This window comes from Janthinobacterium rivuli (assembly GCF_009208735.1).
In the GTDB taxonomy this organism is placed as follows: domain Bacteria; phylum Pseudomonadota; class Gammaproteobacteria; order Burkholderiales; family Burkholderiaceae_D; genus Janthinobacterium.
In genome coordinates, this window is the sequence record NZ_WFLJ01000016.1 from 106,869 (window position 1) to 128,696 (window position 21,828).

Genomic DNA, 21,828 nt, shown 5'->3' on the forward strand with positions numbered 1-21,828 from the left:
TCTTTGCGATAGTTGACTTACCCTTGCGGCACCGGCTGCGGCTGCGGCACCGGCGCGGGAACCGGCTCCGGCACCGCCTTGCCATGCGATTCCTGTCCGCCGTCGCCTTCGGCCGGCATGGCCAGCGGCGCCGGCGGAGCGCCTTCCTGCAGCAAATCTCCCGGCTCTTCCACCGGCTCGTCCTCTGGCTCCTCGACCGTCTCCACATGGCGCAGCGGCGGCGGTGGCTTGCCGCCGGGGAAGATGGCGTCGCGCGACAGCTTGCCCGTGTCGAGCGCCGTCTTGAAGAAGTCGCCCACCACCAGCACGGCGTTGTGCCCGCCCTGGCCCCAGTAGTTGCTGCGCATGGTGACGCGCGCGTCATTGAAGCCGACCCAGGCGCCACCCACCAGTTCCGGGTGCATCAGGATGAACCAGCCGTCGGCATTGTTTTGCGTGGTGCCGCTCTTGCCGGCCACGTCGGAGCGGATGCCGAAGCGGCTGCGGATGGCCGTGCCCGTGCCGCGGTCGATCACGCCGCGCATCATGTCCGTCAGGGTGGCGGCCGACGCTTCTTTCATGGCGCGCTTGGGCTTGTCCTCGCCGAAGCGGGCGACGAACTTGCCTTCGCGGTCGGTGATGTGCGTGACGACGAACGGCAGGCGCGCCTCGCCCTGGGCCGCGATGCTGGCGTAGGCGTTGACCATTTCCAGCAAGGTGACGGGGCTGGTGCCCAGCGCCAGCGATGGCACTTTTTCCAGCTTGCTGTCGCGGATGCCCAGCGCACGCGCCAGCTTGATGATCGGCGGCAAGCCGACATCTTGCATCACTTGCGCCGTGATGGTGTTTTTCGAGTAGACGAGGCCGTCGCGCATGGTCATGTCGCGCCCCGTGGTGCCGCTCATGTCCGTCGGGCGCCATATCGTGCCGTCGGACGCCTTGATATCCATCACGGCGTCGCGGTAGACGTGATCGGGGCTGAGCCCCTTTTCCAGCGCCGCGCCATACACGATGGGCTTGAAGGTGGAACCGGGCTGGCGCGCCGCCTGCGACACGTGGTCGAATTGTTCGCGCGCAAAGTCGCGGCTGCCCACCCAGGCGCGCACGGCGCCCGTGGCCGGGTCCATGGCAGCAAAACCCGCTTCCAGCCGCGTCTTCGACTTGCGCAGGGCAGTCATGAAGGCGCGGTCGCCTTTCAGCTGCGCCAGCGCGTCGTCCGGCGTGGCGCCGGCGGCCGTCAGCTTGCGGTAGTCGCCCGACTCGCGCACGAAGGCGTCCAGCAAGGCCGGGTGGGACTTCCAGAAATAATCGAACGGCACGCTGCCGCCCTGCATGCCCGCATACATGCCCGTCGAGGTGGACGACGGCACGCCGGCGCGGCTCCATTCCACGTCGGCGATGGCTTGCAAGGCGTTCGCCTGGCGCTCGACGGCGCGCTCGGCCGCCTGCTGCAGATCCTGGTCCAGCGTGGTGTGCACGATCAAGCCGTCGCGCTCCAGGTTGTAATCATTCTCGTCGGCCCAGTCGATCAGCCATTTGCGCACATAGGCCGTGAAATGGCTGTCCGATTGCGCCCGTTCGCTCTGGCGCTCGAAATGCAAACGCAGTGGTCGCTTGATCAACTGCTTGTAGCGGGCCTCGTCGATGACGTCGTGCTTGCGCATCTGCCCCAGCACCACGTTGCGCCGCTGCAGCGAGCGTTCGGGATTGCCGACGGGATTGTAGTAATTCGTGCCCTTGAGCATGCCGACCAGGGTGGCGCTTTCCAGGATGTCGAGGCGCGAGGCGGGCTTGTCGAAATAGGTGCGGGCCGCCATTTCGATGCCGTAGGTGTTGTACAGGAAGGGCACCGTGTTCAGGTAGGCTTCGAGGATTTCCGTCTTGCTGTAGGTGGCCTCGATCTTCAAGGCCGTGATCAGTTCCTTCAGCTTGCGGTTCAGGTTGCGCGAGCGGCCTATTTCCTCGGGGAACATATTGCGCGCCAGTTGCTGCGTGATGGTGGAACCGCCCTGGGGGTTGCCTCCCGCCGTGTGCAAGATGGCGCCCGCCGTGCGCGTAAAGTCGATGCCATGGTGTTGGTAGAACCGGTGGTCTTCCGTCGAGATCAGCGCGCTGATCACGTTCGGCGAAATCTGCTGCAAGGTAACCCGTTCCTGCAAGCCCTGGTCGAAGCGGGCCAGTTCCTTGCCGTCGGCGCTGACCATGGTGCTGGGCGCGGCCGCGCGCGCCTGGCGCAAGTCGTGGATGCTCGGCGTCAGGGGAATCAGCAACAGCATGTATAAGGTCACCAGCGCCAGCACGGCCAGGAACGACCATAGTCCCAGCACCAGAGCGCGCCGCACTGGCGGCAAGGTCATCAGATGCGCATGGCCGCGCCGGTACAGCGCCACTGCCCTGGTCCACGCCACACCCGCCACACGCAAGCCCTGCGCGCGCCCCCATGTCCATGCTTGCCGTGCTTTTTCCTGAAACTGCTCCATGCCTGATGCCATGCTTGTAACCTTGTCTGATGCCGGATGATCCGTTTCAGCAAGTATATAGGGCGGGCAACAAAGCGGGCCGGATTTTACGCCAGGCAAGCATCGAGGCGCGCCAGGGTGACGCCGACATACGCGCCCACGCAGCGCGCATCATGCGTCGTAAACGGGTCTTCCACCCGCAGCAAGCCGCAATCGCAGACGACGGGGTCGACGCTGATCACGACGCCGAGCGCCAGGTAGCGCCAGCCATCGAGGCGCAACAAGCGCTGCTCCCGGCCCGGATTGGCGCGGAAGATGGCGTCCCAGTCGTCCATCTCGCTGGGCATGGCCGACAGTTCCAGTCGCACTTGCGTGCCGGCGGCCAGTTGTCCACCGCCGAACTCGTCCATCACATGCAGGCGCTGGCCATCCACCTCGATGACGGCTTCCAGATAGTCGCCGTCGGAAGCGAGGAAGGTGGCGGCGACGATGCAGGCCGTCACTTCTGCGCCTGCTCCAGCAGGGCCGGCAATTCCTTCAGCATCGCTTCGCGCGTGCGCAGGCCCGCCGATTGCGCTCCCTTCTGTTCGTCCTGCACGAGGCGCGCAAACACGATGCTGCGCTCGCCCTTGCTGGCCCAGCCCACGAACCAGCCGTAGCCATGCGCCTCGTCGAAGCTGCCGTCGGCCTTGCGCGGGAAAGCGGCCCCCGTCTTGCCGTGCACTTGCCAGCCGGCCACGTCCGCCAGGCGCGTCAGGCGGCGCGTCTGTTCCATCGCCTGCTTGGTGACCGGCAACTGATCGTTGACCAGCTTGCGCAAAAAGCCCAGCTGTTCCAGCGGAGAGATCTTCAGCGAAGAACTGATCCACGAGCGCTCCAGGCTATTCTCCTTGCCCTTGTCGCCCGACACGTCCGCGTTACCATAGCGCAAAGCCTTCGCATATTTCTGAAAGCGCTCGGCGCCCAGCGCCTGCGTGATCTGCTGCGAATACCAGACGACGGAGTACTGCATCCAGCGCGACGGGTCCGTATCCTGGCGCCACGCGTCGCCGCCCCAGTCCACATAGCCCTGGCGGTATGGCAGGGCCGGCTTGTGCTCGTCCTTGAGGAAGCCGGCGTCGTAGCCCATCAAGCTGAGGGCGATCTTGAACGTGGAAGCGGGTGTGACGCGGTCGATGCAATTACCCTCTTGCAGCAGAACGGCGCCCGTTTTGGCGTCCGCCATGGCGGTGCAGATGGTGGCGGCCTGGGCCGGCGTAATGGAAAAAGCCGACAATACGGCCAACAAGGCGCTAGGCAAATAGAGTTTCATGCGTTCTAAAAAAAATAGTCGACAGTTACCCAGTCAGAAAATCCGCCGGGAGCCGGTAGGCGGTCAGCGCCGCCTACCGTTATTCTACATGCCGATATTGACCACACCTTCACTCGAACTGCGATACGTTGCGCTACTGGCAGGTGCCTGCGCCAAAATCAGCTGTTCGCCATCCGCCGTGGCGGCACGGCTCAGCAAAAAGTCCGAGTTTGGCAACAGGCCGGTGGCCAGTACCGTGGTGGCCGAGGGCGGCCCAGTCCAGCTCATGCGGGCCGACGGCGCCGCGTCGCGGTTGAACGCCACCACCGTCTGTGTACCGATCAGCACCACCTCGGTATGGCTGTCCGCCACCAGCCGCTGCGCCGAACCACTGCCTGCGCTGCCGCTGCCATAATCATTGTCCGCCACGTGCAAGGCGTGCAGGAAATACTGAACCGTACCGGCAGGCGCGGCCTCGGACGCCTGTACCTCCAGGCGCCACGCGCCTATATCTCCCGTGACGCTGTCGTCGTAAGGCCCGGTCGCTGGCTTGGGTGGATAATTACGCCATTTATAGCTATTGTCTGGCTGCAAAGTGCGTACCGTGAACCGGCAATCGCCGGTGGGGCCGCCTGGCTGCAAGGTACCGATGCCGATGGCCGAATCGGCGCTGATCTGATCGCACAGTTGTCCATGCGCGTCCAGGCCGCCGACCTTGGTGATCGCGGCCTGCTCAGGCAGCAGCGTCCGGGCGATCAGCATGCCGCCGCCATTGCGGATGGTGATGGCGCGCGCATCGCCCGCAGCATGGGTAAAACGGTACTGTCCGTTGCCGAGCGCAGTCGCCGGCACCGCTGCCGCCGGCTCGTTAACCGTATGCAGCAAGAATGTGGCAGGCGCGGCGTTCGTGCGCACGCGGTCAAAGCTGAGGATGATGGGCAGGGAGCCGGTCGCGGGGACCGGCAGGTAAACGATGCTGCGCAGGAAGCCATGCGCCTGATCCAGCTTGCTTGCGGCGTACGCCTTGCTCGCATTGCCCCGGACATAGGTGTAGGCCGGCGTGTATTCGTAATTGACGATGCCGTCCATCGCATTGATCGCGCCCGGCTGTATCTCTTCCAGCGTAGGATAGGCTTGGCGCGCGCTGCCCAGCCATTGACCACCGTCGTTGCTGAATTCCACCTTGCTCGTGCCGCTGCCCGGGCGCTGGAAACGCTCGTTGCCATCGAATGCGATGACCGTATTATGCGCAATGCTGCGCGTATAGTAGTTGGCCCAGTGGGCGCTGCCGTAGGCGTCGTAGCGGCCCGAATCAACCAGCAAGGGCCCCTTGTAGTTGAGGGAAATGCTGTTCTGGTCCAGATGGTGGTGATTGTCGCTGATAAACGAAGTGGACTTGAACTCCAGCAGCGTGGCATCGGCATGCGTCCAGCGGTCGCGCATAAGCACCTGGCCTGAACGGCGGAAGTGGCGTGACAACTCCAGTTCCGCTGGCGCATTCAAGGCCGCCGTATTTACGGGCCACAACAGCTGCTCCAGTATGTAGGGATAGCGGTTCGGCGACTTGCGCTGGGCATGCACTTTCTCCTGGTAAAAATTCCAGGCATTGCCGTCATTCGCGTGAGCGGCAGCCCACAGCGCAACGCTGCCCACCAGTGTGCCAGTGGACAAGGTGACGAAGTTGTCTCCGCTGGCCGGGTAACTTTTGTCGTCGCGCAAGCCATAGATGTAGGGATAGATGGTTTTTGGCAGCCATCCGGACACCTGCCCCATGTCGTCCGCGTTTTGCACCGCCGTATTCCACATCAACAAGCGTGAAGGCAAGTCGACCAGGCTGTAGGAAAAGCCCGAGTGATATCCGCCATCGGTCGAAATATCGCGACGCACCGCCAGGAAGCCTTCGTTGAAATGGCTATACGCCGTATCGATCATGGGCAGTACGTCGGCGTTCGGGGCATCGGCGATGGCCAGCAAACCGGCCGCCGCGCCATACACGCTGCTGAAATTCATGCCTGCCATATAGGCGTTGGCGATCGAAGGCTGCGGCGGCACGGCATAACGGTTCCAGTTGCTGAAGACGGGCTTGACGGCGCAATCGAAGGCGGAGGAAGACATTCCCTGCTGGCCGCAAATCTCGCTTAACAGATTGGTGCCGCCCGGCGCTGCCTGCGCAACGATGGTCGTTCTGATGCTGGCAGCCATCGCCGTCAGATAATTGGCCTGGCCTGGGTCGTTTGGGACGACGGTCTGTCCCAGCTCCGCATGCAGCCAGTCATACAGGATGCCCAGCGCGGTAACACGCCCGCCCATCGACATATCCCCGCCCGCGTTCAGCGGAACGGCGCGCAGTTTATCGATATAGTTCAGGACTGCAGAGAAATATGCCGGTTGTTTTTTGATTTTATAGGCCAGCGCCAATTGCTGGGCAGTTGCGACCAGCAAATTGCGATGTCCGGTAGCCGTATTGCATACGGCCGGGGCGGTCCATGGCGTGGCCGAGGTGGGGCACATAGTGAGCGAGGCCACATCCAGATCCACCAGCCTAACAAAGTCGAACCATGCCGTCGCCAGCTTCAGGTCCACGGCATCAGGGTAATGCACCACCGTATTGCCTTGAGCATCTTTCAGGATAAAATTACTGATTGCCTCATTCATCCTGCCCGGAAACTGGAAAGCCGTCAGGTCCGGAGAAAAATTGACTTTTTCACTATTCGGGTTATTCATATCAACACGCAGCCATTCGAGACTCATCGGCATGTTGACGCCACCTATTTTAAGGCTGCTTGTTTTCGCAAGGCTATTCCAGCTAAATTCTATCCGCGTCGCCACACCGATGGGCATATCCACCACTTTCTGGGCGATATATCGGGCCGCCTGGCTGCCTATGGTCTTTTGCAACATGCCGACCTGGATACTGGCGGTACCTGCCGTATCCGCATCGGTATGCCGGATGAATATGCCATTTTTCCCATTAGAGGTATTCAATTCACCAAAGACCAGCTGCACTCCGCCATCGAGCGCCGGGTTTTTCTCGGCCGCCGTAAAATCAAAAGCGATTGTGCCGCCTGCGGCTGGAAAAACGGCAGGCGGCAATGGCAATCGGCCCACCAACTGATCGATTGCCGTTTGCGTAGTGAGCAGTCGCGGATGCCCCGGAGAAATCGACAGCGGCATTGCGGCGATATTTGCAGCAGTCAATAGCAATGAAGAAAACAATAGAGATTTCGCCTTTGCGCTTTTTCCGATATTTTCTGCAAAATACCAACGCCGGTTCTTCTCACCATGAAAAAATATGGTCATCCCCACTCCTTATTCAAAGATCCTTAAAAATTACCGCCAATAACAATGACGATATCATTTTTCTAAGTATTTGTGGTGGTGGTTATTAAATAAATAATTTCACAGGAAGAAAGTGCACCTTTCTACGGCGCTGCCACGCTATCGCCTGGATTTGTCGTCTGTATCCATCCCGCCCTCGTGCTTCAGGCGCTCTTCCTCCAGTTCGTCCATCCCCAGCTTTTCCTCGTCGATCAACGCGTGCTCGCGCCGCGCGCGCTCCAGGTCCTGTGCCAATTCCTGCTCCAGGCTGTCATCGTCGACGTCCCGCTCGATTTTCTCCGGCATGTTGTGCTCCTCCACGGTGGTTGACTACCAATCTCCGGCAAGCTGGCCCGCCTGCGCCACGGCGTCGTGCGGATGCAGGCTTTCCATATGCCGTACGGTAACACGCGCCCGCGCATACTGTGGAGCCAGTGGCGCCAGCGCCGCCTGCACACGGCGGGCCGCGTCTTCCACATACATCAGGTTAGCACCATTGAGGCGCGCGAACGCCTGTTCGTCGATCCGTTTCACGGCCATCTGCAGCGGCGTCGCCAGCGCCGCTTCCACCAGGTCGATCAAGGGAAACAGGTCCAGCTCGGCCTGTTCCGTCAAGGGTACGGTGACCGTCGCCGTGCTGCGCTGGCTGTGCGGCGTGGCCAGGCTCGCGTGTTCCCGCAGCCAGTCGCGCGCAGCCGCGCCGTCGATGCCGCCCGCGCCGAAGCGTGCCGCGAAGGCGTCGGCGAGCAGTTGCCGCGCCAGCGCCGCCGAACATGGGCAGGTCGACGAGTAGCCGATCTCCACCGTCAGGGACAGGGTAAAACCCTGCGGCGAAACACTGGCCTGCAAGCGCACGGGATACGATTTCCAGCCCGACAATCCCGCCGTCAGCAGCGCCGGCTGGCGCCGCAGCACGGGAAACGCCAGCGCCAGGCGCGCCTGCGTGCTGCCGCAATCGGCGTGGCTCTCCACCATACGCCGCAGCACGGCGGCCAGCGCGCCCGCATCGAGCGGCTGCGCGCCGGCAAACGCGTCGAGCAGCAGATACAGGCGCGACATGTGGATGCCCTTGACTGTCGGGTCGGGCAAGTCGACCTGCACGTCGACCCAGGCATGCACTTGCTGCGCCTGCCCACCCTCTTCCAGCCACAGCGGCAAGGCGATGCCCTGCATGCCCACCCACTCGAGCGGCAAGGGATGGCCCAGATGGGGGCCGGCCGCCACGTCGGGCAGGGGCGAGGAAATCGAATCGCGCTTCATGGTCAGGGCTCCATATGCAAACAAGTTGCATATCATGAAGAAGAACCGCCGCATTTGCAAGTATCTTGCATTAAATGAGAGACAGGATTTTGCTTGACGCGCCAACACATGTCAGATAATGTTGACACATGACAGACATACATACACCACCGACTGGCGACCGCTTGCTGGCCATGCTGGCGGCGCTCGACAACCCGCACCGGCTGCGCATCATCGCCGCGTTGGCCAGCGGCGGGCGCAACTACATCAGCCAGCTGGCGCGCGACCTGGGCATCAGCCGGCCCCTGCTGCATTTGCACCTGCAAAAGCTGGAACACGCTGGACTGGTCACCAGCCAGCTGGAACTGTCGCACGACGGCAAGGCCCTCAACTACTTCGAAGCCAGCCCATTCGAATTGCGGCTGACACCGGCCAGCATCGCCGCGGCGGCAGCCACGCTCACCTCCAACCCCGATCCATCCTGAACTGTAGAGGTCATCATGTCTGAGAATGTCTTTTTCGCCGCCTTCTTCTTCACCTGCACGGCCGCCGTCATCATCTTCGCCCTCAAATATGCGTCCGGCATCGTGCAGGCGCGCGCCCGGCTGGCGCAGGATGGCGCCTACCAGGAACTGGCCAGGTCCATGGCCGCCGCGCAGGCGGAAACGGCGGCCTCGCTGGCCGCGCTGAGCGCCTCCGTGGCGCAGATCCAGGCGCGTTTGAGCAGCCTAGAGACCATCCTCAAGGAAGTCGAATAAACCCTTTCGCTGCCACCCCACGACCAGGAGAACGCACCATGAATACCGTATCGACCGCCCGTCTGTATGCGCTGCGCGCCATGTATCTGCTGGTCGTCCTGGGCCTCGGCAGCGTGCTGTGGCCCGGCATCGTCACGCCGCACGCGCCGTGGGAGCTGGCGCGCGGCACCGTCAACTGCATGCTGGCCGCGTTCTCGCTGTTGTGCCTGCTTGGCTTGCGCTACCCGCTGCAGATGCTGCCCCTGCTGCTGTGGGAAGCGCTGTGGAAGACCATCTGGCTGCTGCTCGTGCCGCTGCCGCAATGGCTCAATGGCAACATCGATCCCGCCACCACGGCCACCGCCTTCGAATGCGCCTTTGTCGTGCTGGTGTACCTGGCCATTCCGTGGCGCCACGTCCATGCGCAGTATGTTCTGAAGCCGGCCACGCCCTGGCGCCAGCTCAGGCAGCCTTGCGAAACGTCAAATTGATGCGCTGCGCGCCCAGCAGCGCGTGTTCGCCCTCCTTCAGCGGCGCCACGCCGTGGAAGCGCAGGCGGTCGGCGCCGCCCCACACCACCACGTCGCCGTGCAGCAGGCCGATGCGCGCCGCCTTGTCGGCCCGCTCGGCGCCGCCGAACAGGAAGGTGGCGGGCAGCCCCATCGAGACGGAGACGATGGGCGCGTTGAAATCGCATTCGTCGCGGTCCTGGTGCAGGGCCATGCGCGCGCCGGGCGCATAGCGGTTGACCAGGCAGGCGTCGGGGGTGAAGCCCGGATAGCCGGCTGCCAGCGCCGCCTCCTGTGCCAGGCGCAGGAATACGGGCGGCATGGGCGGCCACGTAAGGCCGCTGGCCGGATCGTGCCGCGCATAGCGGTAGCCGCGCCCATCCGTGATCCAGCCCAGGGCGCCGCAATTGCTCATGGCGACCGACATGCGCAAGCCGCCCGGCGTGGCCATGTGGCGCAGGGGCGCCGCCAGCACGATGGCGTCAAGCGCCGGCAGCACCTCGTGCAGATACGGCAGCGCGAAGCCGCGCAACAGGACCGACGCGGACGACCCGGGCACCAGCGGCGCGGGAGCGGCCGGGGCCTGGTCTTCATCGGCAAACAGGGACAGGTTCATGCCAGCTATTGTAGGCCCGCCATGGAAAAAGCGCGCGCGACTGGCCCATGGTGCGCTACAGTAACGCTTCCAGCCACTACCACCCTCCTCCACGATGGATCATTACGCCGATTTGCTGCACACCCTCGCGCAGCAGGAAGAATCCCTGCAATTCGAACGCTTCGACAACGACGCCGCGCTGGCCGTGGGTCTGTGGATCGTCGAGGAAGTGCGCAAGCGGGGCAAGGCCGTCACCGTCAACATCACGCGCAACGGTCAAGTCCTGTTCCACCACGCCATGACGGGTGCCACGGCGGACCAGGCCGACTGGATACGCCGCAAGAACAACACGGTGCGGCGCTTTTGCCGCAGCTCCTACTACATGGGCATCTCGTACAAAAGCCGCGGCAGCACCTTCGAAGACGTGAAATACCTTGATGACATCGAATACGCGGGCCACGGCGGCGCCTTCCCGCTGCTGATACGCGGGGTGGGACTGGTCGGCACGGTGACCGTTTCCGGCCTGGCGCAGGCGGACGACCACGCGCTGGTGGTGGCCGCGCTGCAGGCGCAGCTCGACACGCAGCCAATCACATAGTCAGGCCGCCAGCGCGCGGCGCAAGGCGGCACGCGCCAGCAAGCGCGTGGAATCGAGCGTCGGCAGCGGCGAGTTGGCGTCGCTGATGATCAGCGGGATTTCCGTGCAGCCGAGGATGACGGCGTCGCAGCCCTGCTCGCGCAAGCTGCCGATGATGGCCTGGAAGCGCGCCACGCTGCCCGGTTTGACCACGCCCGGCACCAGCTCTCCCATGATGATGCGGTTGATCTCGTCGCGCTCGTCCTCGCCCGGCCGCACGCATTCGATGCCGCGCGCGGCCAGCCTGTCCGGATACACGGCGCTGTCGACCAGCCAGCGCGTGCCCGTCAAGCCCACGCGTCGGTAAGCGCGCGCCGCCGCTTCGGCGGCCACGACGTCGGCGATATGCAGCCATGGCAGCGGCGAACGGGGCGCCATCAGCTCGAATGCCTGGTGGATGGTGTTGTCGGGGCAGATCAGGAAATCGGCGCCGGCCGCGGCCAGCTTGCGTGCCGACGCCAGCATCAGTTCGGCCACGCCGGCCAGGTCGCCCGCGTCCAGGCAAGCCACATAGCGCGCCAGCGGCGGCGTGTGCAGCGTCACTTCCGGATGTTCATAGGCGCCCAGCGCATGCGCGCCCTCTTCGCAGATGGTGCGGTAGCACAGGGCCGCGCCTTCGGCCGAGCAGCCGACGATACCGATATGTTGGGTCATGCGATCTTCCTTTTCAATCAAATGCGCTGGCCGCCGTCGATGGGAATTTCCGCGCCCGTGATGTACGAGGCGCGCTCGCTGCACAGGAACTCCACCAGATCGGCCACTTCGGCCGTCGTGCCCAGGCGGCGCAGGGGGATTTGCGTGTCGACGATGTGCGAGGTGCCGGGCGACAGAATGGCCGTGTCGATCTCGCCCGGCGCGATGGCGTTGACGCGCACGTTCAGCGGCGCCATGTCGTTGGCCATCTCGCGCGTCAGCGACGCCAGCGCCGCCTTCGAGCTGGCGTAGGCGGAACCGGCAAACGGGTGCACGCGGTAGCCGGCGATCGAGCACAGGTTCACGACGGCGCCATGCGCGTTCGACAATTCCTGCGCGAAGCCGCGCGTCAGGGCCAGCGGCGCGAAGAAATTCGTGTTGTACATTTCCTGCCACGTCTGCATATCGGTGGTGAGCGAATTGACGCGCGAGCCGCCCGGCCCCTTCGGCGACACGCCCGCATTGTTCACCAGCGCGTGCAATTTGGCGTCGCCCAGCATCGGGCGCAGCGTCTCGACCATCTGCCCGATCTGGCTCAGGTCCGACAAATCCATGCACACATGCGTGTTGCGCTCCTGGCTGCGCGGGCAGCCGCCCGGAATCGGGCTGCGCGAGACGGTGATGACGCGCCAGCCCAGGCTGCGAAAGCGCTCGGCCACGGCATGGCCGATGCCGCGGCTGGCGCCCGTGACGATGGCGGTCTTCCGTTCGATTTTCTGTTCAATTTTTTGCTGGAGGTGCGTCATGTTCGTCCTTGTCTTGTTCGTTTGCGCCGGCGTGCATGCGCTCCTGGCGCATGACATAGGCCAGCATCTGCGTGCCGCCGTCGAGGATGTCCTGTTCGATGGCGCGCCGCGCGGCCGCGCTGTCGCGCTGGCGCAGCGCGCTGATGATGGCGTGGTGGTGGCCCACCCGCATGTCGGGCGAAAAGCTGGCGTAGCCGGCGGCGATCAGGGGCGCCGTCTGCATCCACAAATGGTCGACGAAGCGTTTTAATGTCGGCATGCCGGCCGCCTGCGCCAGGCCCAGGTGAAACGCCTGGTTGCATTGCAGGGCCGCCGCCAGGTCGTGGCGGGCGATGGCCTCTTCATTCGCCTGCAGCAGGCGTTCCAGGTCGGCCAGGGTGGCGGCGTCGATGCGCTGCGCCGCCTCCGCCGCGCCCAGGCCTTCCAGCTCCAGACGCAGCGCGCGGATTTCCAGGTAGCGCGCCACGCTCAGCACGGGCACGCGGAAGTCGCGCGGCGAGCGCAGCACCAGCGCCTCTTCCTGCACCAGCTGCAGCATGGCGTCGCGCACGGGCGTGACGCTGGTGCCCAGCTGCAGCGCCAGCTCGCGGATGCGCAGCCGGTCGTTCGGCTGAAAGCGCCCGGCCGCCAGCGCTTCGCGCAGCATGGCGTACACGGACTTGCCCAGGTTGACGTGCACCAGACTGTCCAATGGATGGTTCATGCGTGTTTTTGATCGTTGAGAAATTATGATGCATCATACATCAATGGGAAAAACAGTGTTTTTGCAGGTGTGCGCGGCAGACAGAAAGCGCCGCGAGACCGTACAATCAACCGCCACCGTATCGAAAGGAGCGCAATTGAACTGGGACTATCCGCACGCCCACACCCTGCCCGTCACGCCCGAAGCGGGCGACATCGACGGCTTGCAGCACACGAATAACGCCGTCTACGTGCGCTGGTGCGAGCATATCGCCTGGCACCACTCGGCGACCCTGGGGCTGGACCTGGACGACTACCGGCGCCTGGACCGGGCCATGGCGATCCGCCGCGGCGAATACGATTACCTGCTGCCGACGCGGGCCGGCGAAGCGCTGACCCTGGCCACCTGGCTGTGCGCCAGCGATGGCCGTTCCAGCATGGAGCGGCGCTTCCAGCTGATCCGCGACAGCGACGGCGCCACCGTCGTGCGTGGACGCTGGGACTTGATCTGCATCGAGTTGAGCAGCGGCCGCGCGCGCCGCCTGCCGCCCGAGTTCCTGGCCACGTACGAACCGGCCATCGTCGCGGCCGGCGCGTAAAAACGGATGCCTGGAGCGCCGTTTTGCGCGCCGTTCGGCGAAGATACGGGGCTTTTCTTGCGCCCCCGCAGTGCAACATGCATTTCGCTCCTGCTTTGCCCGTCCATGCTTTAGAATCAGCGACCTCAGCCCCGTAAAAACAGGACAAAACATATGACGGCAGTCGGGAATACCGAACCACAAGAGCTCAAGCGCGGCCTGAAAAGCCGCCACATCCAGCTCATCGCCCTGGGCGGCGCCATCGGCACCGGCCTGTTTCTGGGCATCGCGCAAACCATCAAGATGGCCGGCCCCTCGGTACTGCTCGGCTATGGCATCGCCGGCGTCATCGCCTTCCTGATCATGCGCCAGCTGGGCGAGATGGTGGTCGACGAACCCGTCGCCGGCTCCTTCAGCTATTTTGCCGACAAATACTGCGGCCACCTGCCCGGCTTCCTGTCGGGCTGGAATTACTGGGTGCTGTATGTGCTCGTCAGCATGGCCGAACTGACGGCCGTCGGCATCTACGTGCAGTATTGGTGGCCGGGCGTGCCGACCTGGGTCTCGGCGCTCATCTTCTTTTGCGTCATCAACGCCATCAGCCTGCTCAATGTGAAGGCCTTCGGCGAGATGGAATTCTGGTTCGCCCTCGTCAAGGTGGTCGCCATCATCGGCATGATCGTCTTCGGCGCGTATCTGCTGGCCTCCGGCGACGCGGGCCCGCAGGCGTCCGTGGCCAACCTGTGGCAGCACGGCGGCTTCTTCCCGAATGGCTGGCAGGGGCTGATGATGGCCATGGCCGTCATCATGTTCTCGTTCGGCGGCCTGGAACTCGTCGGCATCACGGCGGCCGAGGCGGACGATCCGAGCACGACGATTCCGCGCGCCACCAACCAGGCCATCTACCGCATCCTGATCTTTTACATCGGCGCGCTCGGCATCCTGCTGTCGCTGTACCCGTGGCAAAACGTCGTCACCGGCGGCAGCCCCTTCGTGCTGATCTTCCATGCGCTCGACAGCAACCTGGTGGCTACGGCCCTGAACGTGGTGGTGCTGACGGCCGCCCTGTCCGTGTATAACAGCGGCGTGTACTGCAACACGCGCATGCTGTTCGGCCTGGCCAAGCAAGGCAATGCGCCGCGCGCGCTGCTGCACCTGAACCGCCGCGGCGTGCCGCTGGTGGCCCTGGGCGTCTCGGCCCTGGCGACGGGCGCCTGCGTGGTGGTCAATTACTTCATGCCGGGCGAAGCGTTCGAAGTGCTGATGGGACTCGTGGTGTCGGCGCTGATCATCAACTGGGCCATGATCAGCTGGATCCACCTGCGCTTCCGCGCGCAGAAAAAAATCGAAGGCAAGACGACCCTGTTCCAGAGCCTGGGCTACCCGTTCACCAACTACCTGTGCCTGGCCTTCCTGGCCGGCATCCTGGTGATCATGTACCTGACGCCGGGCCTGCGCATCTCCGTCTACCTGATCCCCGTGTGGCTCGCCGCGCTGGGCGTCGGTTACTGGATCAAGCAAAGCAAGGCCAAAGCGTAAGCTGTTTGCGCCGCATCAAACAAAAAGCCCGTCTTCGCAGACGGGCTTTTTGCATTCAACGCGGTCTCGCGCCTATTTCTAAACGGCGGCGGTCTCGCCCTCTTCCGGCAACAGGTCGGCTTGCCACAGGCTGATGGTCTGGCCCGCATACGATTGCAGCAGCACGTCGTCGCTCAAGGTCAGCATCGCCTGCTGGCGCTGCTCCGCCTTCTTCTCGGGCGTCATGCCCAGCTCGCCCGTCCGATACGGCCCCAGCACGGGCAGCAAATCGCGCAGCACGGAATAATTGCCCGGCGTGGTCTTGTCCGATTCCAGCTTGCCCAGGAAATATTTCATGACATGCTCGGACTGATTGGCCTCCTGCCGCAGGCTCGCCTTGACCATCTTGCCATCCTTGTAGGCCACCTGCGCGTCGCTGCTGGCCGTATCCTCGATCTGGTGGTAGGTATAGTTCTGCGATTCCGTGTTGGCCGTCAGTCGCAGCGGCACGCCGGGGACGAGCGTCTGATGGAAGCTGGCGCTCAGCTTCGATTGCTGTTGCTGCCGCAGCGACCGCGCGTCCTGGCTGGCGCCGGCCTGCTCCGTCTTTTGCGACACTTCATAATTGAAGCCATCCTTTTCCGTGCTGCGCATGGGATTGCTGAATTTCACTGCTTGCGACACGGAGGCGCTGAAATCGGCCAGCCCCGTGAGGATGGACTTGTCCTCGGCCGCCAGGCGCCACTTGCCCGTCTCGGGACTGTCCGTGGCCGCTTGCGGCGCGGCGGTATTGCTGTGCAAGGCAGTGAAACCATCCTTGAGCATGGCCACCAGGCCCGCGTCGCCATGGCCGCGCGACGCGGCCTGGTCGAATTGCTTCATATAACTGTCCAGCGCCTTGGCTTGCCGTTCGCGGCTGCCCAGGGTATTGAGCGCGCTGGCGTCGACCTTCAGGTCCAGGCTGCCGGCCACGCCGCTGAAGCTGACCTTGCGCTGCGCGCCATCGGCCTGGAAATCCAGGGTTTGAATACTTTCCGGCTCGCCGCGCACCTTGACTTCCGCATGCAGCTTCACCGATTCCAGCACTTTCTGGTCGAACTGCATCAAGCCTTCGAGCTTGAGTTTCGGCGTACTCTGTCCCATGCCGTCGATGGCTTCCTGAAAACCTTTCGCCAGCTCGCCCAGGGCGCTCGCTTCAGCGTCGCTGAGGTCGCCGCTGGTCGTCATGTTTACGGCCAGGCCATCGCCCTGGCTGTCGAGCGACAGCTTGACTTCCACGCCGCTCTTGGTGGTGATGCTGAGGGAAACCCGGTCTTCGCCATTGCCATGCAGGCTGCCCGGCGCGATGCCGGACGCCGCATAGATGTTCGGCGTGGTGCTCGGCGGCGGCTGACGCATCGCCTGCGAGAAATTGTAGTTTCCCAGCTTGGCTTGTCCCAGCATGGCCGCGCCCAGTCCGCTGAAGCGGCCGCCAAACGCAAACGACGAGAAACTCTTCGTCATCGCCTCGCTGACCTTGTCGCGCGTTGCGCTTTCCCACACCATCGGTGGTTTCACCAACGCCGCCGGCGTGCTGTCGTTCACGCTCTCCGGGCTGAGAGCGACGATGGTGGACGGCGTGGGTGCGGGCGGCGGCGCCTGCGTGCGATTCGGCGTGACGGCGGAGGCCCGCGACGGGGTGCTATTCCAGCTGGAAAGTGGAGAAATGGAAATCATGGCGCTGTCACCTTGCAAGTGGCGGAAAGAGGCATCATAAAATATCGATATGGTTAATTTTTTTGCAATCACCTGGCGCCAGGCAAACCTTGCGTCACGTTATCTAGCGTGGTGGCAAGTACTGCATGGCAATACTGCATTAACGGCAAGAAACGGCAAAGCATGAGCGTCGGGTAAATGAAACATTTTCATGCCGCCGGCCTTGCCGACCCCAACAAGTTGAATCACTGCCGGGAATGTCCATTAAAATGCCACCATGGAACATAAGATTCTGCGCGCCCCGCTGGCCAGCTTTACCGACTTGTTGCTCGACGCCGTGTGCATGGTCGACGTGGACGGACGCTTCGTCTTCGTCAGCGCCGCCTGCGAACGCATCTTCGGCTACACGCAGCAGGAAATGGTCGGCAAGCAGATGCTCGACATGGTCGCCCCGGCCGACCGCGCCCGCACCCTGGCCGCCGCGCGCGCCATCATGGATGGCCATGCGCAGACGCACTTTGAAAACCGCTACGTGCGCAAGGATGGCAGCCTGGCGCACATCATGTGGTCGGCCCGCTGGTCCGCCGCCGACCAGTTGCGCGTGGCGGTGGCGCGCGACATCACCTTGCTGAAACAGGCGCAGGCAAAGCAGGCTGCGCTGTACGCCATTTCCGAAGCCATGCAGGCGACGCAGGACTTGCCCGCCTTGCTGCATTGCATCCAGCACATCATCGGCGAACACTTGCCGACGCACAGCCTGACCTTGCTGCTGCATGACGAACACGGCATCCAGCCGCCCATCACCTGCCACGCGGACGACAGCGCGCCACAGCCGACCTCGTCCCTGGCCAGCCTGCTGTGCGACGAAGTCCTGCGCAGCGGCCGTCCCCTGCTACTGCAGGCGGGACAACTGGCCGGCCTGCCGGCGGCGCTGCAAACGGCGGCCGGCGCCCTGTCCTCGTGCTGGCTGGGCGTGCCGCTGTATTCCTCGCTGGGCAGCATCGGCGTGCTGGCCTTGCAAGGCGAGCAGGCTGCCGTCATCGGCACGGAGCAAGACCTGGATTTGCTGCAGTTCGTTGCCAAGCAACTTGCCACCGCCATCGAGCGCCGGCAGTTGCAGACGCAAATGCAGTTCATGGCCATGCACGATGAGCTGACACGCCTGCCGAACCGCCGCCTGTTCCACGACCGCCTGCACACGGCGTTCGCGCGCGCGCACCGCCAGGAAGGCCGGCTGTCGCTGCTGTTCCTGGACTTGAACAACTTCAAGCGGGTCAACGACGAGCACGGCCATGCCTGCGGCGACCTGCTGCTGCAAACGGTGGCGAGCCGCCTGCGCGATTGCATGCGCGAAACCGACACCCTGGCCAGGATGGGCGGCGATGAATTCGTCGTGCTTCTGGAAAGCAATGTCACGCCGGCGGACGTCAAGCTGATCGAGCAAAAGATCCACGCGGCCCTGGCCGCGCCGCTGCACCTGGGCGACGGGCAGTCATTGCAGATCGCCGTCAGCATCGGCGTGGCCCACTACCCGGAAGATGGCGATAGCATGCAACTGCTGCTGCGCCATGCGGACCGGGCCATGTACGCCTCAAAAATGCTGGCCACCGCCTCGCGCTAGCGGGCGCCTGCCCTCCTGGCGACAGTGCCCCCATGCTATACTTTTGCGCGATGCTAAGACTCTTCAAAACATGGCTGATCCTGCTGCTGATCGTGGCGGTGCCGCTGCAAGCGGCGGCCGCGGGCGCCATGCGGACGTGCGCCGCGTCGCCTGCCGTCGCAGTGGCGGCGGCCTGCCAGCATCAGGCCGCGCAGTCCGCTGCCGTTCCGCACAACGCCGACACGCCAGAAGAAAACACGAAGCCTCCTGCCAAGCACGCCGCATGCGGCGCCTGTTCCAGCTGTTGCCTGGGCACGCTGATGGCGCCCTGCCCCGCCCTGCCTGCCGCCGCCTGCACCGGCGCGCAGCAAGTCGCCATCGCCACGGCCACCATGCTGACGGGCTTCATTCCCGACGGCCCGCGCCGGCCGCCGCGACCGCTTTCCGCATAAATTCCAAGCTCGTCCCAAGCAAGCCACCAAGGTGGCCACCATAGCCCTATTCCGTCTGAAAGCAACACCATGATCAAACACGTCTTACTGCGCGGCGCCTTCGCCGCCATGCTGGGCTTGCCCACATTCGCCATGGCGGCCCTGCCCGTCATTGAAGTCTACAAGAGCGCCTCGTGCGGCTGCTGCTCCGACTGGATCAAGCACCTGGAAGCGAACGGCTTCACGGTGCGCGCGAAAAACGTCGAGATGCCGGCGCAATACCGCAAGCTGGCCGGCATTCCCGACGCGCTCGGTTCCTGCCATACGGGCCTCGTCAACGGCTACGCCATCGAAGGCCATGTACCGGCCAGCGAGATCAAGCAACTGCTGCGCGAGAAACCCAAGGCGAAAGGCCTGGCCGTGCCGGCAATGCCGATGGGCTCGCCAGGCATGGAAGGACCGCGCAAGGATGCGTATGACGTCTTGCTGGTCAAAAACAATGGCGGCACCGAGGTCTACAAGCACTACAAGTAAACCTGAACGGAAATGAAAAACGCCGCCGGAATCGCTTCCGGCGGCGTTTTTTTTTAATCAGGCAGCGCTAAAAGCCCGCTGCCGATCAAGCTTACATCAGATGCTGTCGAGCACGGCATTCAGGCTGGCGCTAGGACGCATGACCGCTTCCGTCTTCGCCGGATCTGGCAGGTAGTAGCCGCCGATATCCGTTTCCTTGCCTTGTACTGCTTTCAGCTCGGCAACGATCTTTTCTTCGTTCTCGGCCAGGGCCTTGGCCACTGGCGCGAAGTGCGCCGCCAGTTCCGCGTCATCCTTCTGTGCCGCCAGGGCTTGTGCCCAGTACATGGCCAGGTAGAAATGGCTGCCGCGGTTGTCCAGCTCGCCCGTGCGTGGCGATGGCGACTTGTTGTTGTCCAGCAGCTTGCCGGTGGCTTCATCCAGGGTTTTCGCGAGGATTTTGGCCTTCGCATTGCCCGTCTTGATGCCCATGTCTTCCAGCGACACGGCCAGTGCCAGGAACTCGCCCAGCGAATCCCAGCGCAGATGGTTTTCTTCCACCAGCTGCTTGACGTGCTTCGGTGCCGAACCGCCGGCGCCCGTTTCGTACATGCCGCCACCGGCCATCAATGGCACGATCGACAGCATCTTGGCGGACGTGCCCAGTTCCAGGATCGGGAACAGATCGGTCAGGTAGTCGCGCAGGATGTTGCCGGTCACCGAGATGGTGTCCAGGCCGCGGAAGGCGCGTTCCAGGGTGTAACGCATGGCGCGCGTCTGCGACATGATCTGGATATCCAGGCCCTTGGTGTCGTGCTCCTTCAGGTAAACCTGTACCTTCTTGATGACTTCGTTCTCGTGCGGACGGTAGGAATCGAGCCAGAACACGGCAGGCATGCCCGAGTTGCGCGCGCGCGTGACGGCCAGCTTGACCCAGTCGCGGATCGGCGCGTCCTTGACCTGGCACATGCGCCAGATGTCGCCCTCTTCCACCGTTTGCGTCAGCAGCACTTCGCCCGTTTCCAGGTCGGTGATGTTGGCGATGCCGCCTTCCGGCACTTCAAACGTCTTGTCGTGCGAACCATATTCTTCCGCTTGCTGCGCCATCAGGCCCACGTTCGGCACGGTGCCCATGGTCTTCGGATCGAAGTTGCCATGCCATTTGCAAAAGCCAATCATTTCCTGGTAGATGCGCGCGAAAGTCGATTCCGGCATCACGGCCTTGACGTCCTTCGGACGGCCATCGGCGCCCCACATCTTGCCGCCGATGCGGATCATGGCTGGCATCGACGCGTCGACGATGATGTCGTTCGGCGAATGGAAGTTGGTGATGCCCTTGGCCGAATCGACCATGGCCAGTTCCGGACGGTTGGCGTGGCAGGCGTGCAGGTCCTTGAGGATTTCATCCTTTTGCGACGCTGGCAGGGTGTCGATCTTGTCGTACAGGTTGCTCATGCCATTGTTGACATTCACGCCCAGCTTGTCGAACAATTCGGCGTGCTTGGCGAACGCGTCCTTGTAGAAGATGCGCACGCAGTGACCGAAGACGATCGGGTGCGACACCTTCATCATGGTGGCCTTGACGTGCAGCGAGAACATCACGCCCGTCTTGAAGGCGTCGTCGATTTCCTTCTCGTAGAACTCCAGCAGCGCTTTCTTGCTCATGAACATGCTGTCGATGATTTCGCCCGCTTGCAGCGATACCTTCGGTTTCAGCACGATGGTCTTGCCCGAGGCCGTGACCAGTTCCATCTTGACGTCGCGCGCCTTTTCCAGCGTCAGCGATTTTTCGCCATGGTAGAAGTCGCCATGGTGCATGTGCGACACGTGGGTTTGCGACGCCTGGCTCCACTCGCCCATCGAATGCGGGTGCTTGCGCGCATACTCTTTGACGGCTTTCGGTGCGCGGCGGTCGGAATTGCCTTCGCGCAGGACCGGGTTGACCGAGCTGCCGATGCACTTGCCGTAGCGGGCCTTCAAGGCCTTCTCTTCGTCCGTCTTCGCATCTTCCGGGTAATCCGGCAGCTTGTAGCCACGGCCTTGCAATTCGCGCACGCAGGCGATCAACTGGCCTTGCGAAGCGCTGATGTTGGGCAGCTTGATGATGTTGGTGTCCGGATTCTGGGTCAATTTGCCCAGTTCAGCCAGGGTGTTCGGGACTTTTTGCGCGTCCGTCAGGAATTCAGGAAATTCAGCCAGTACACGCGACGCCACCGAAATATCGCTGGCGACCACGTCCACGCCAGCCGGCGCGGTGAATTTTTTGATAATTGGCAGCAGGGAATACGTCGCGAGCAGCGGCGCCTCGTCAGTCAGCGTGTAGATGATTTTGGATTTTTGTGTTGCCATGTTCATTCCCTTGTATGCGGTGATGCCTGGTGGTTAACTTTCTTCATTCCAAACACAGGACGGTTAGCCTTGCTTTGGACGGCTAGTGTGCCGGCGGTGACGCCGTGCTTGCCCACCGCGTATTTTAGACTGTCCTGCCGCTGTTTGTGTATCCGATGGCGACGAATCTTATATAAGACAGCAAATATCCTGAGTTGAAGGCCCAGGATGGCCATTTTCCGTGCTGAAATGCCCTCCAGCCATGCGCGCGGCATGTACGC

At 63.2% G+C, this 21,828-nt stretch carries 21 protein-coding genes; 9 read left to right on the forward strand and 12 right to left on the reverse strand.

Going from position 1 to position 21,828, the window contains the following annotated elements; genetic code table 11:
- Nucleotides 1-17: 17 nt before the first annotated feature.
- The 6 genes from GCN78_RS20960 to folE2 form a co-directional block, all read right to left on the reverse strand.
- Entirely contained in the window at nt 18-2,471 is a 2,454-nt protein-coding gene (locus GCN78_RS20960; protein WP_152253417.1) for a penicillin-binding protein 1A, read from the reverse strand.
- Nucleotides 2,472-2,545: 74 nt separating this feature from the next.
- Entirely contained in the window at nt 2,546-2,941 is a 396-nt protein-coding gene (locus tag GCN78_RS20965; RefSeq protein ID WP_152253418.1) for a hypothetical protein, read from the reverse strand.
- Nucleotides 2,938-3,750 carry a class D beta-lactamase gene (blaOXA, locus tag GCN78_RS20970; protein ID WP_152253419.1) on the reverse strand — a complete coding sequence of 271 codons (813 nt, stop codon included), beginning with the start codon at nt 3,748-3,750 and terminating at the stop codon, nt 2,938-2,940. Before blaOXA ends, GCN78_RS20965 begins: the two co-directional genes overlap by 4 nt.
- 84 nt (nt 3,751-3,834) lie before the next feature.
- Nucleotides 3,835-7,029 carry a heparinase II/III domain-containing protein gene (locus GCN78_RS20975; protein WP_152253420.1) on the reverse strand — a complete coding sequence of 1,065 codons (3,195 nt, stop codon included), beginning with the start codon at nt 7,027-7,029 and terminating at the stop codon, nt 3,835-3,837.
- 138 nt (nt 7,030-7,167) lie between these two features.
- A complete protein-coding gene (locus GCN78_RS20980; protein WP_152253421.1) occupies nt 7,168-7,353 on the reverse strand; it encodes a hypothetical protein in 186 nt (61 codons plus the stop codon).
- A gap of 24 nt (nt 7,354-7,377) precedes the next feature.
- Complete coding sequence (gene folE2, locus GCN78_RS20985; protein WP_152253422.1) at nt 7,378-8,307, reverse strand: GTP cyclohydrolase FolE2; 930 nt, start codon at nt 8,305-8,307, stop codon at nt 7,378-7,380.
- A gap of 128 nt (nt 8,308-8,435) precedes the next feature.
- Here folE2 and GCN78_RS20990 point away from each other — a divergent pair, with 128 nt between their 5' ends.
- The 3 genes from GCN78_RS20990 to GCN78_RS21000 are packed head-to-tail and all read left to right on the forward strand — an operon-like array spanning nt 8,436 to nt 9,514.
- Nucleotides 8,436-8,771, forward strand: coding sequence for an ArsR/SmtB family transcription factor (locus GCN78_RS20990; protein WP_152253423.1), 336 nt, complete (start codon nt 8,436-8,438; stop codon nt 8,769-8,771).
- A gap of 15 nt (nt 8,772-8,786) precedes the next feature.
- Nucleotides 8,787-9,044 carry a hypothetical protein gene (locus tag GCN78_RS20995; RefSeq protein ID WP_152253424.1) on the forward strand — a complete coding sequence of 86 codons (258 nt, stop codon included), beginning with the start codon at nt 8,787-8,789 and terminating at the stop codon, nt 9,042-9,044.
- 38 nt (nt 9,045-9,082) lie between these two features.
- Nucleotides 9,083-9,514: a hypothetical protein gene (locus GCN78_RS21000; RefSeq protein WP_152253425.1), complete on the forward strand. Its 432-nt coding sequence runs from the start codon at nt 9,083-9,085 to the stop codon at nt 9,512-9,514.
- Here GCN78_RS21000 and alkB read toward each other — a convergent pair.
- Entirely contained in the window at nt 9,486-10,148 is a 663-nt protein-coding gene (gene alkB, locus GCN78_RS21005; protein ID WP_152253426.1) for a DNA oxidative demethylase AlkB, read from the reverse strand. The two genes, GCN78_RS21000 and alkB, sit on opposite strands and share 29 nt — an antisense overlap.
- A gap of 94 nt (nt 10,149-10,242) precedes the next feature.
- Between alkB and GCN78_RS21010 the strand changes: the two genes are divergently transcribed.
- Nucleotides 10,243-10,725, forward strand: a complete 483-nt coding sequence (locus GCN78_RS21010) for a heme-degrading domain-containing protein (RefSeq protein WP_152253427.1) — start codon at nt 10,243-10,245, stop codon at nt 10,723-10,725.
- On the opposite strand, the gene GCN78_RS21015 is transcribed toward GCN78_RS21010, so the two are convergent.
- The 3 genes from GCN78_RS21015 to GCN78_RS21025 are packed head-to-tail and all read right to left on the reverse strand — an operon-like array spanning nt 10,726 to nt 12,906.
- The gene (locus GCN78_RS21015) at nt 10,726-11,418 is read right to left on the reverse strand and encodes an aspartate/glutamate racemase family protein (protein ID WP_152253428.1); all 693 of its coding nucleotides are present in this window, start codon (nt 11,416-11,418) and stop codon (nt 10,726-10,728) included.
- A 17-nt stretch (nt 11,419-11,435) separates the two neighbouring features.
- Entirely contained in the window at nt 11,436-12,203 is a 768-nt protein-coding gene (locus GCN78_RS21020; protein WP_152253429.1) for an SDR family NAD(P)-dependent oxidoreductase, read from the reverse strand.
- Nucleotides 12,178-12,906 carry a GntR family transcriptional regulator gene (locus GCN78_RS21025; RefSeq protein ID WP_152253430.1) on the reverse strand — a complete coding sequence of 243 codons (729 nt, stop codon included), beginning with the start codon at nt 12,904-12,906 and terminating at the stop codon, nt 12,178-12,180. Before GCN78_RS21025 ends, GCN78_RS21020 begins: the two co-directional genes overlap by 26 nt.
- A 136-nt stretch (nt 12,907-13,042) precedes the next feature.
- On the opposite strand from GCN78_RS21025, the gene GCN78_RS21030 reads away from it, so the two are divergent.
- Both GCN78_RS21030 and GCN78_RS21035 read left to right on the forward strand, forming a co-directional pair.
- Nucleotides 13,043-13,483 carry an acyl-CoA thioesterase gene (locus tag GCN78_RS21030; protein ID WP_226939760.1) on the forward strand — a complete coding sequence of 147 codons (441 nt, stop codon included), beginning with the start codon at nt 13,043-13,045 and terminating at the stop codon, nt 13,481-13,483.
- Nucleotides 13,484-13,636: 153 nt separating this feature from the next.
- Nucleotides 13,637-15,001: an amino acid permease gene (locus GCN78_RS21035; RefSeq protein ID WP_152253432.1), complete on the forward strand. Its 1,365-nt coding sequence runs from the start codon at nt 13,637-13,639 to the stop codon at nt 14,999-15,001.
- 78 nt (nt 15,002-15,079) lie between these two features.
- Here the strand turns inward: GCN78_RS21035 and GCN78_RS21040 are convergent, their stop codons facing one another.
- Nucleotides 15,080-16,696 (reverse strand): hypothetical protein, encoded by a 1,617-nt coding sequence (locus GCN78_RS21040; RefSeq protein WP_152253433.1) that lies wholly within the window; start codon nt 16,694-16,696, stop codon nt 15,080-15,082.
- A 256-nt stretch (nt 16,697-16,952) separates the two neighbouring features.
- Here GCN78_RS21040 and GCN78_RS21045 point away from each other — a divergent pair, with 256 nt between their 5' ends.
- The 3 genes from GCN78_RS21045 (at nt 16,953) to GCN78_RS21055 (ending at nt 19,240) form a co-directional block, all read left to right on the forward strand.
- Nucleotides 16,953-18,296 carry a sensor domain-containing protein gene (locus GCN78_RS21045; RefSeq protein WP_152253434.1) on the forward strand — a complete coding sequence of 448 codons (1,344 nt, stop codon included), beginning with the start codon at nt 16,953-16,955 and terminating at the stop codon, nt 18,294-18,296.
- A 50-nt stretch (nt 18,297-18,346) separates the two neighbouring features.
- Entirely contained in the window at nt 18,347-18,727 is a 381-nt protein-coding gene (locus tag GCN78_RS21050; protein ID WP_152253435.1) for a hypothetical protein, read from the forward strand.
- Nucleotides 18,728-18,796: 69 nt separating this feature from the next.
- The gene (locus GCN78_RS21055; RefSeq protein ID WP_152253436.1) at nt 18,797-19,240 is read left to right on the forward strand and encodes a DUF411 domain-containing protein; all 444 of its coding nucleotides are present in this window, start codon (nt 18,797-18,799) and stop codon (nt 19,238-19,240) included.
- 96 nt (nt 19,241-19,336) lie between these two features.
- Here the strand turns inward: GCN78_RS21055 and GCN78_RS21060 are convergent, their stop codons facing one another.
- The gene (locus GCN78_RS21060; protein WP_152253437.1) at nt 19,337-21,568 is read right to left on the reverse strand and encodes an NADP-dependent isocitrate dehydrogenase; all 2,232 of its coding nucleotides are present in this window, start codon (nt 21,566-21,568) and stop codon (nt 19,337-19,339) included.
- Between the last annotated feature and the right edge of the window lie 260 nt (nt 21,569-21,828).

Excerpts from the sequence above, each read along its gene's own strand:
- GCN78_RS20960 (WP_152253417.1), bottom strand. The coding sequence starts at position 2,471 with ATGGCATCAGGCATGGAGCAGTTTCAGGAAAAAGCACGGCAAGCATGG.
- blaOXA (WP_152253419.1), bottom strand. The coding sequence starts at position 3,750 with ATGAAACTCTATTTGCCTAGCGCCTTGTTGGCCGTATTGTCGGCTTTT.
- GCN78_RS20975 (WP_152253420.1), bottom strand. The coding sequence starts at position 7,029 with ATGACCATATTTTTTCATGGTGAGAAGAACCGGCGTTGGTATTTTGCA.
- GCN78_RS20980 (WP_152253421.1), bottom strand. The coding sequence starts at position 7,353 with ATGCCGGAGAAAATCGAGCGGGACGTCGACGATGACAGCCTGGAGCAG.
- folE2 (WP_152253422.1), bottom strand. The coding sequence starts at position 8,307 with ATGAAGCGCGATTCGATTTCCTCGCCCCTGCCCGACGTGGCGGCCGGC.
- GCN78_RS20990 (WP_152253423.1), top strand. The coding sequence starts at position 8,436 with ATGACAGACATACATACACCACCGACTGGCGACCGCTTGCTGGCCATG.
- GCN78_RS20995 (WP_152253424.1), top strand. The coding sequence starts at position 8,787 with ATGTCTGAGAATGTCTTTTTCGCCGCCTTCTTCTTCACCTGCACGGCC.
- GCN78_RS21000 (WP_152253425.1), top strand. The coding sequence starts at position 9,083 with ATGAATACCGTATCGACCGCCCGTCTGTATGCGCTGCGCGCCATGTAT.
- alkB (WP_152253426.1), bottom strand. The coding sequence starts at position 10,148 with ATGAACCTGTCCCTGTTTGCCGATGAAGACCAGGCCCCGGCCGCTCCC.
- GCN78_RS21010 (WP_152253427.1), top strand. The coding sequence starts at position 10,243 with ATGGATCATTACGCCGATTTGCTGCACACCCTCGCGCAGCAGGAAGAA.
- GCN78_RS21015 (WP_152253428.1), bottom strand. The coding sequence starts at position 11,418 with ATGACCCAACATATCGGTATCGTCGGCTGCTCGGCCGAAGGCGCGGCC.
- GCN78_RS21020 (WP_152253429.1), bottom strand. The coding sequence starts at position 12,203 with ATGACGCACCTCCAGCAAAAAATTGAACAGAAAATCGAACGGAAGACC.
- GCN78_RS21025 (WP_152253430.1), bottom strand. The coding sequence starts at position 12,906 with ATGAACCATCCATTGGACAGTCTGGTGCACGTCAACCTGGGCAAGTCC.
- GCN78_RS21035 (WP_152253432.1), top strand. The coding sequence starts at position 13,637 with ATGACGGCAGTCGGGAATACCGAACCACAAGAGCTCAAGCGCGGCCTG.
- GCN78_RS21040 (WP_152253433.1), bottom strand. The coding sequence starts at position 16,696 with ATGATTTCCATTTCTCCACTTTCCAGCTGGAATAGCACCCCGTCGCGG.
- GCN78_RS21045 (WP_152253434.1), top strand. The coding sequence starts at position 16,953 with ATGGAACATAAGATTCTGCGCGCCCCGCTGGCCAGCTTTACCGACTTG.
- GCN78_RS21050 (WP_152253435.1), top strand. The coding sequence starts at position 18,347 with ATGCTAAGACTCTTCAAAACATGGCTGATCCTGCTGCTGATCGTGGCG.
- GCN78_RS21055 (WP_152253436.1), top strand. The coding sequence starts at position 18,797 with ATGATCAAACACGTCTTACTGCGCGGCGCCTTCGCCGCCATGCTGGGC.
- GCN78_RS21060 (WP_152253437.1), bottom strand. The coding sequence starts at position 21,568 with ATGGCAACACAAAAATCCAAAATCATCTACACGCTGACTGACGAGGCG.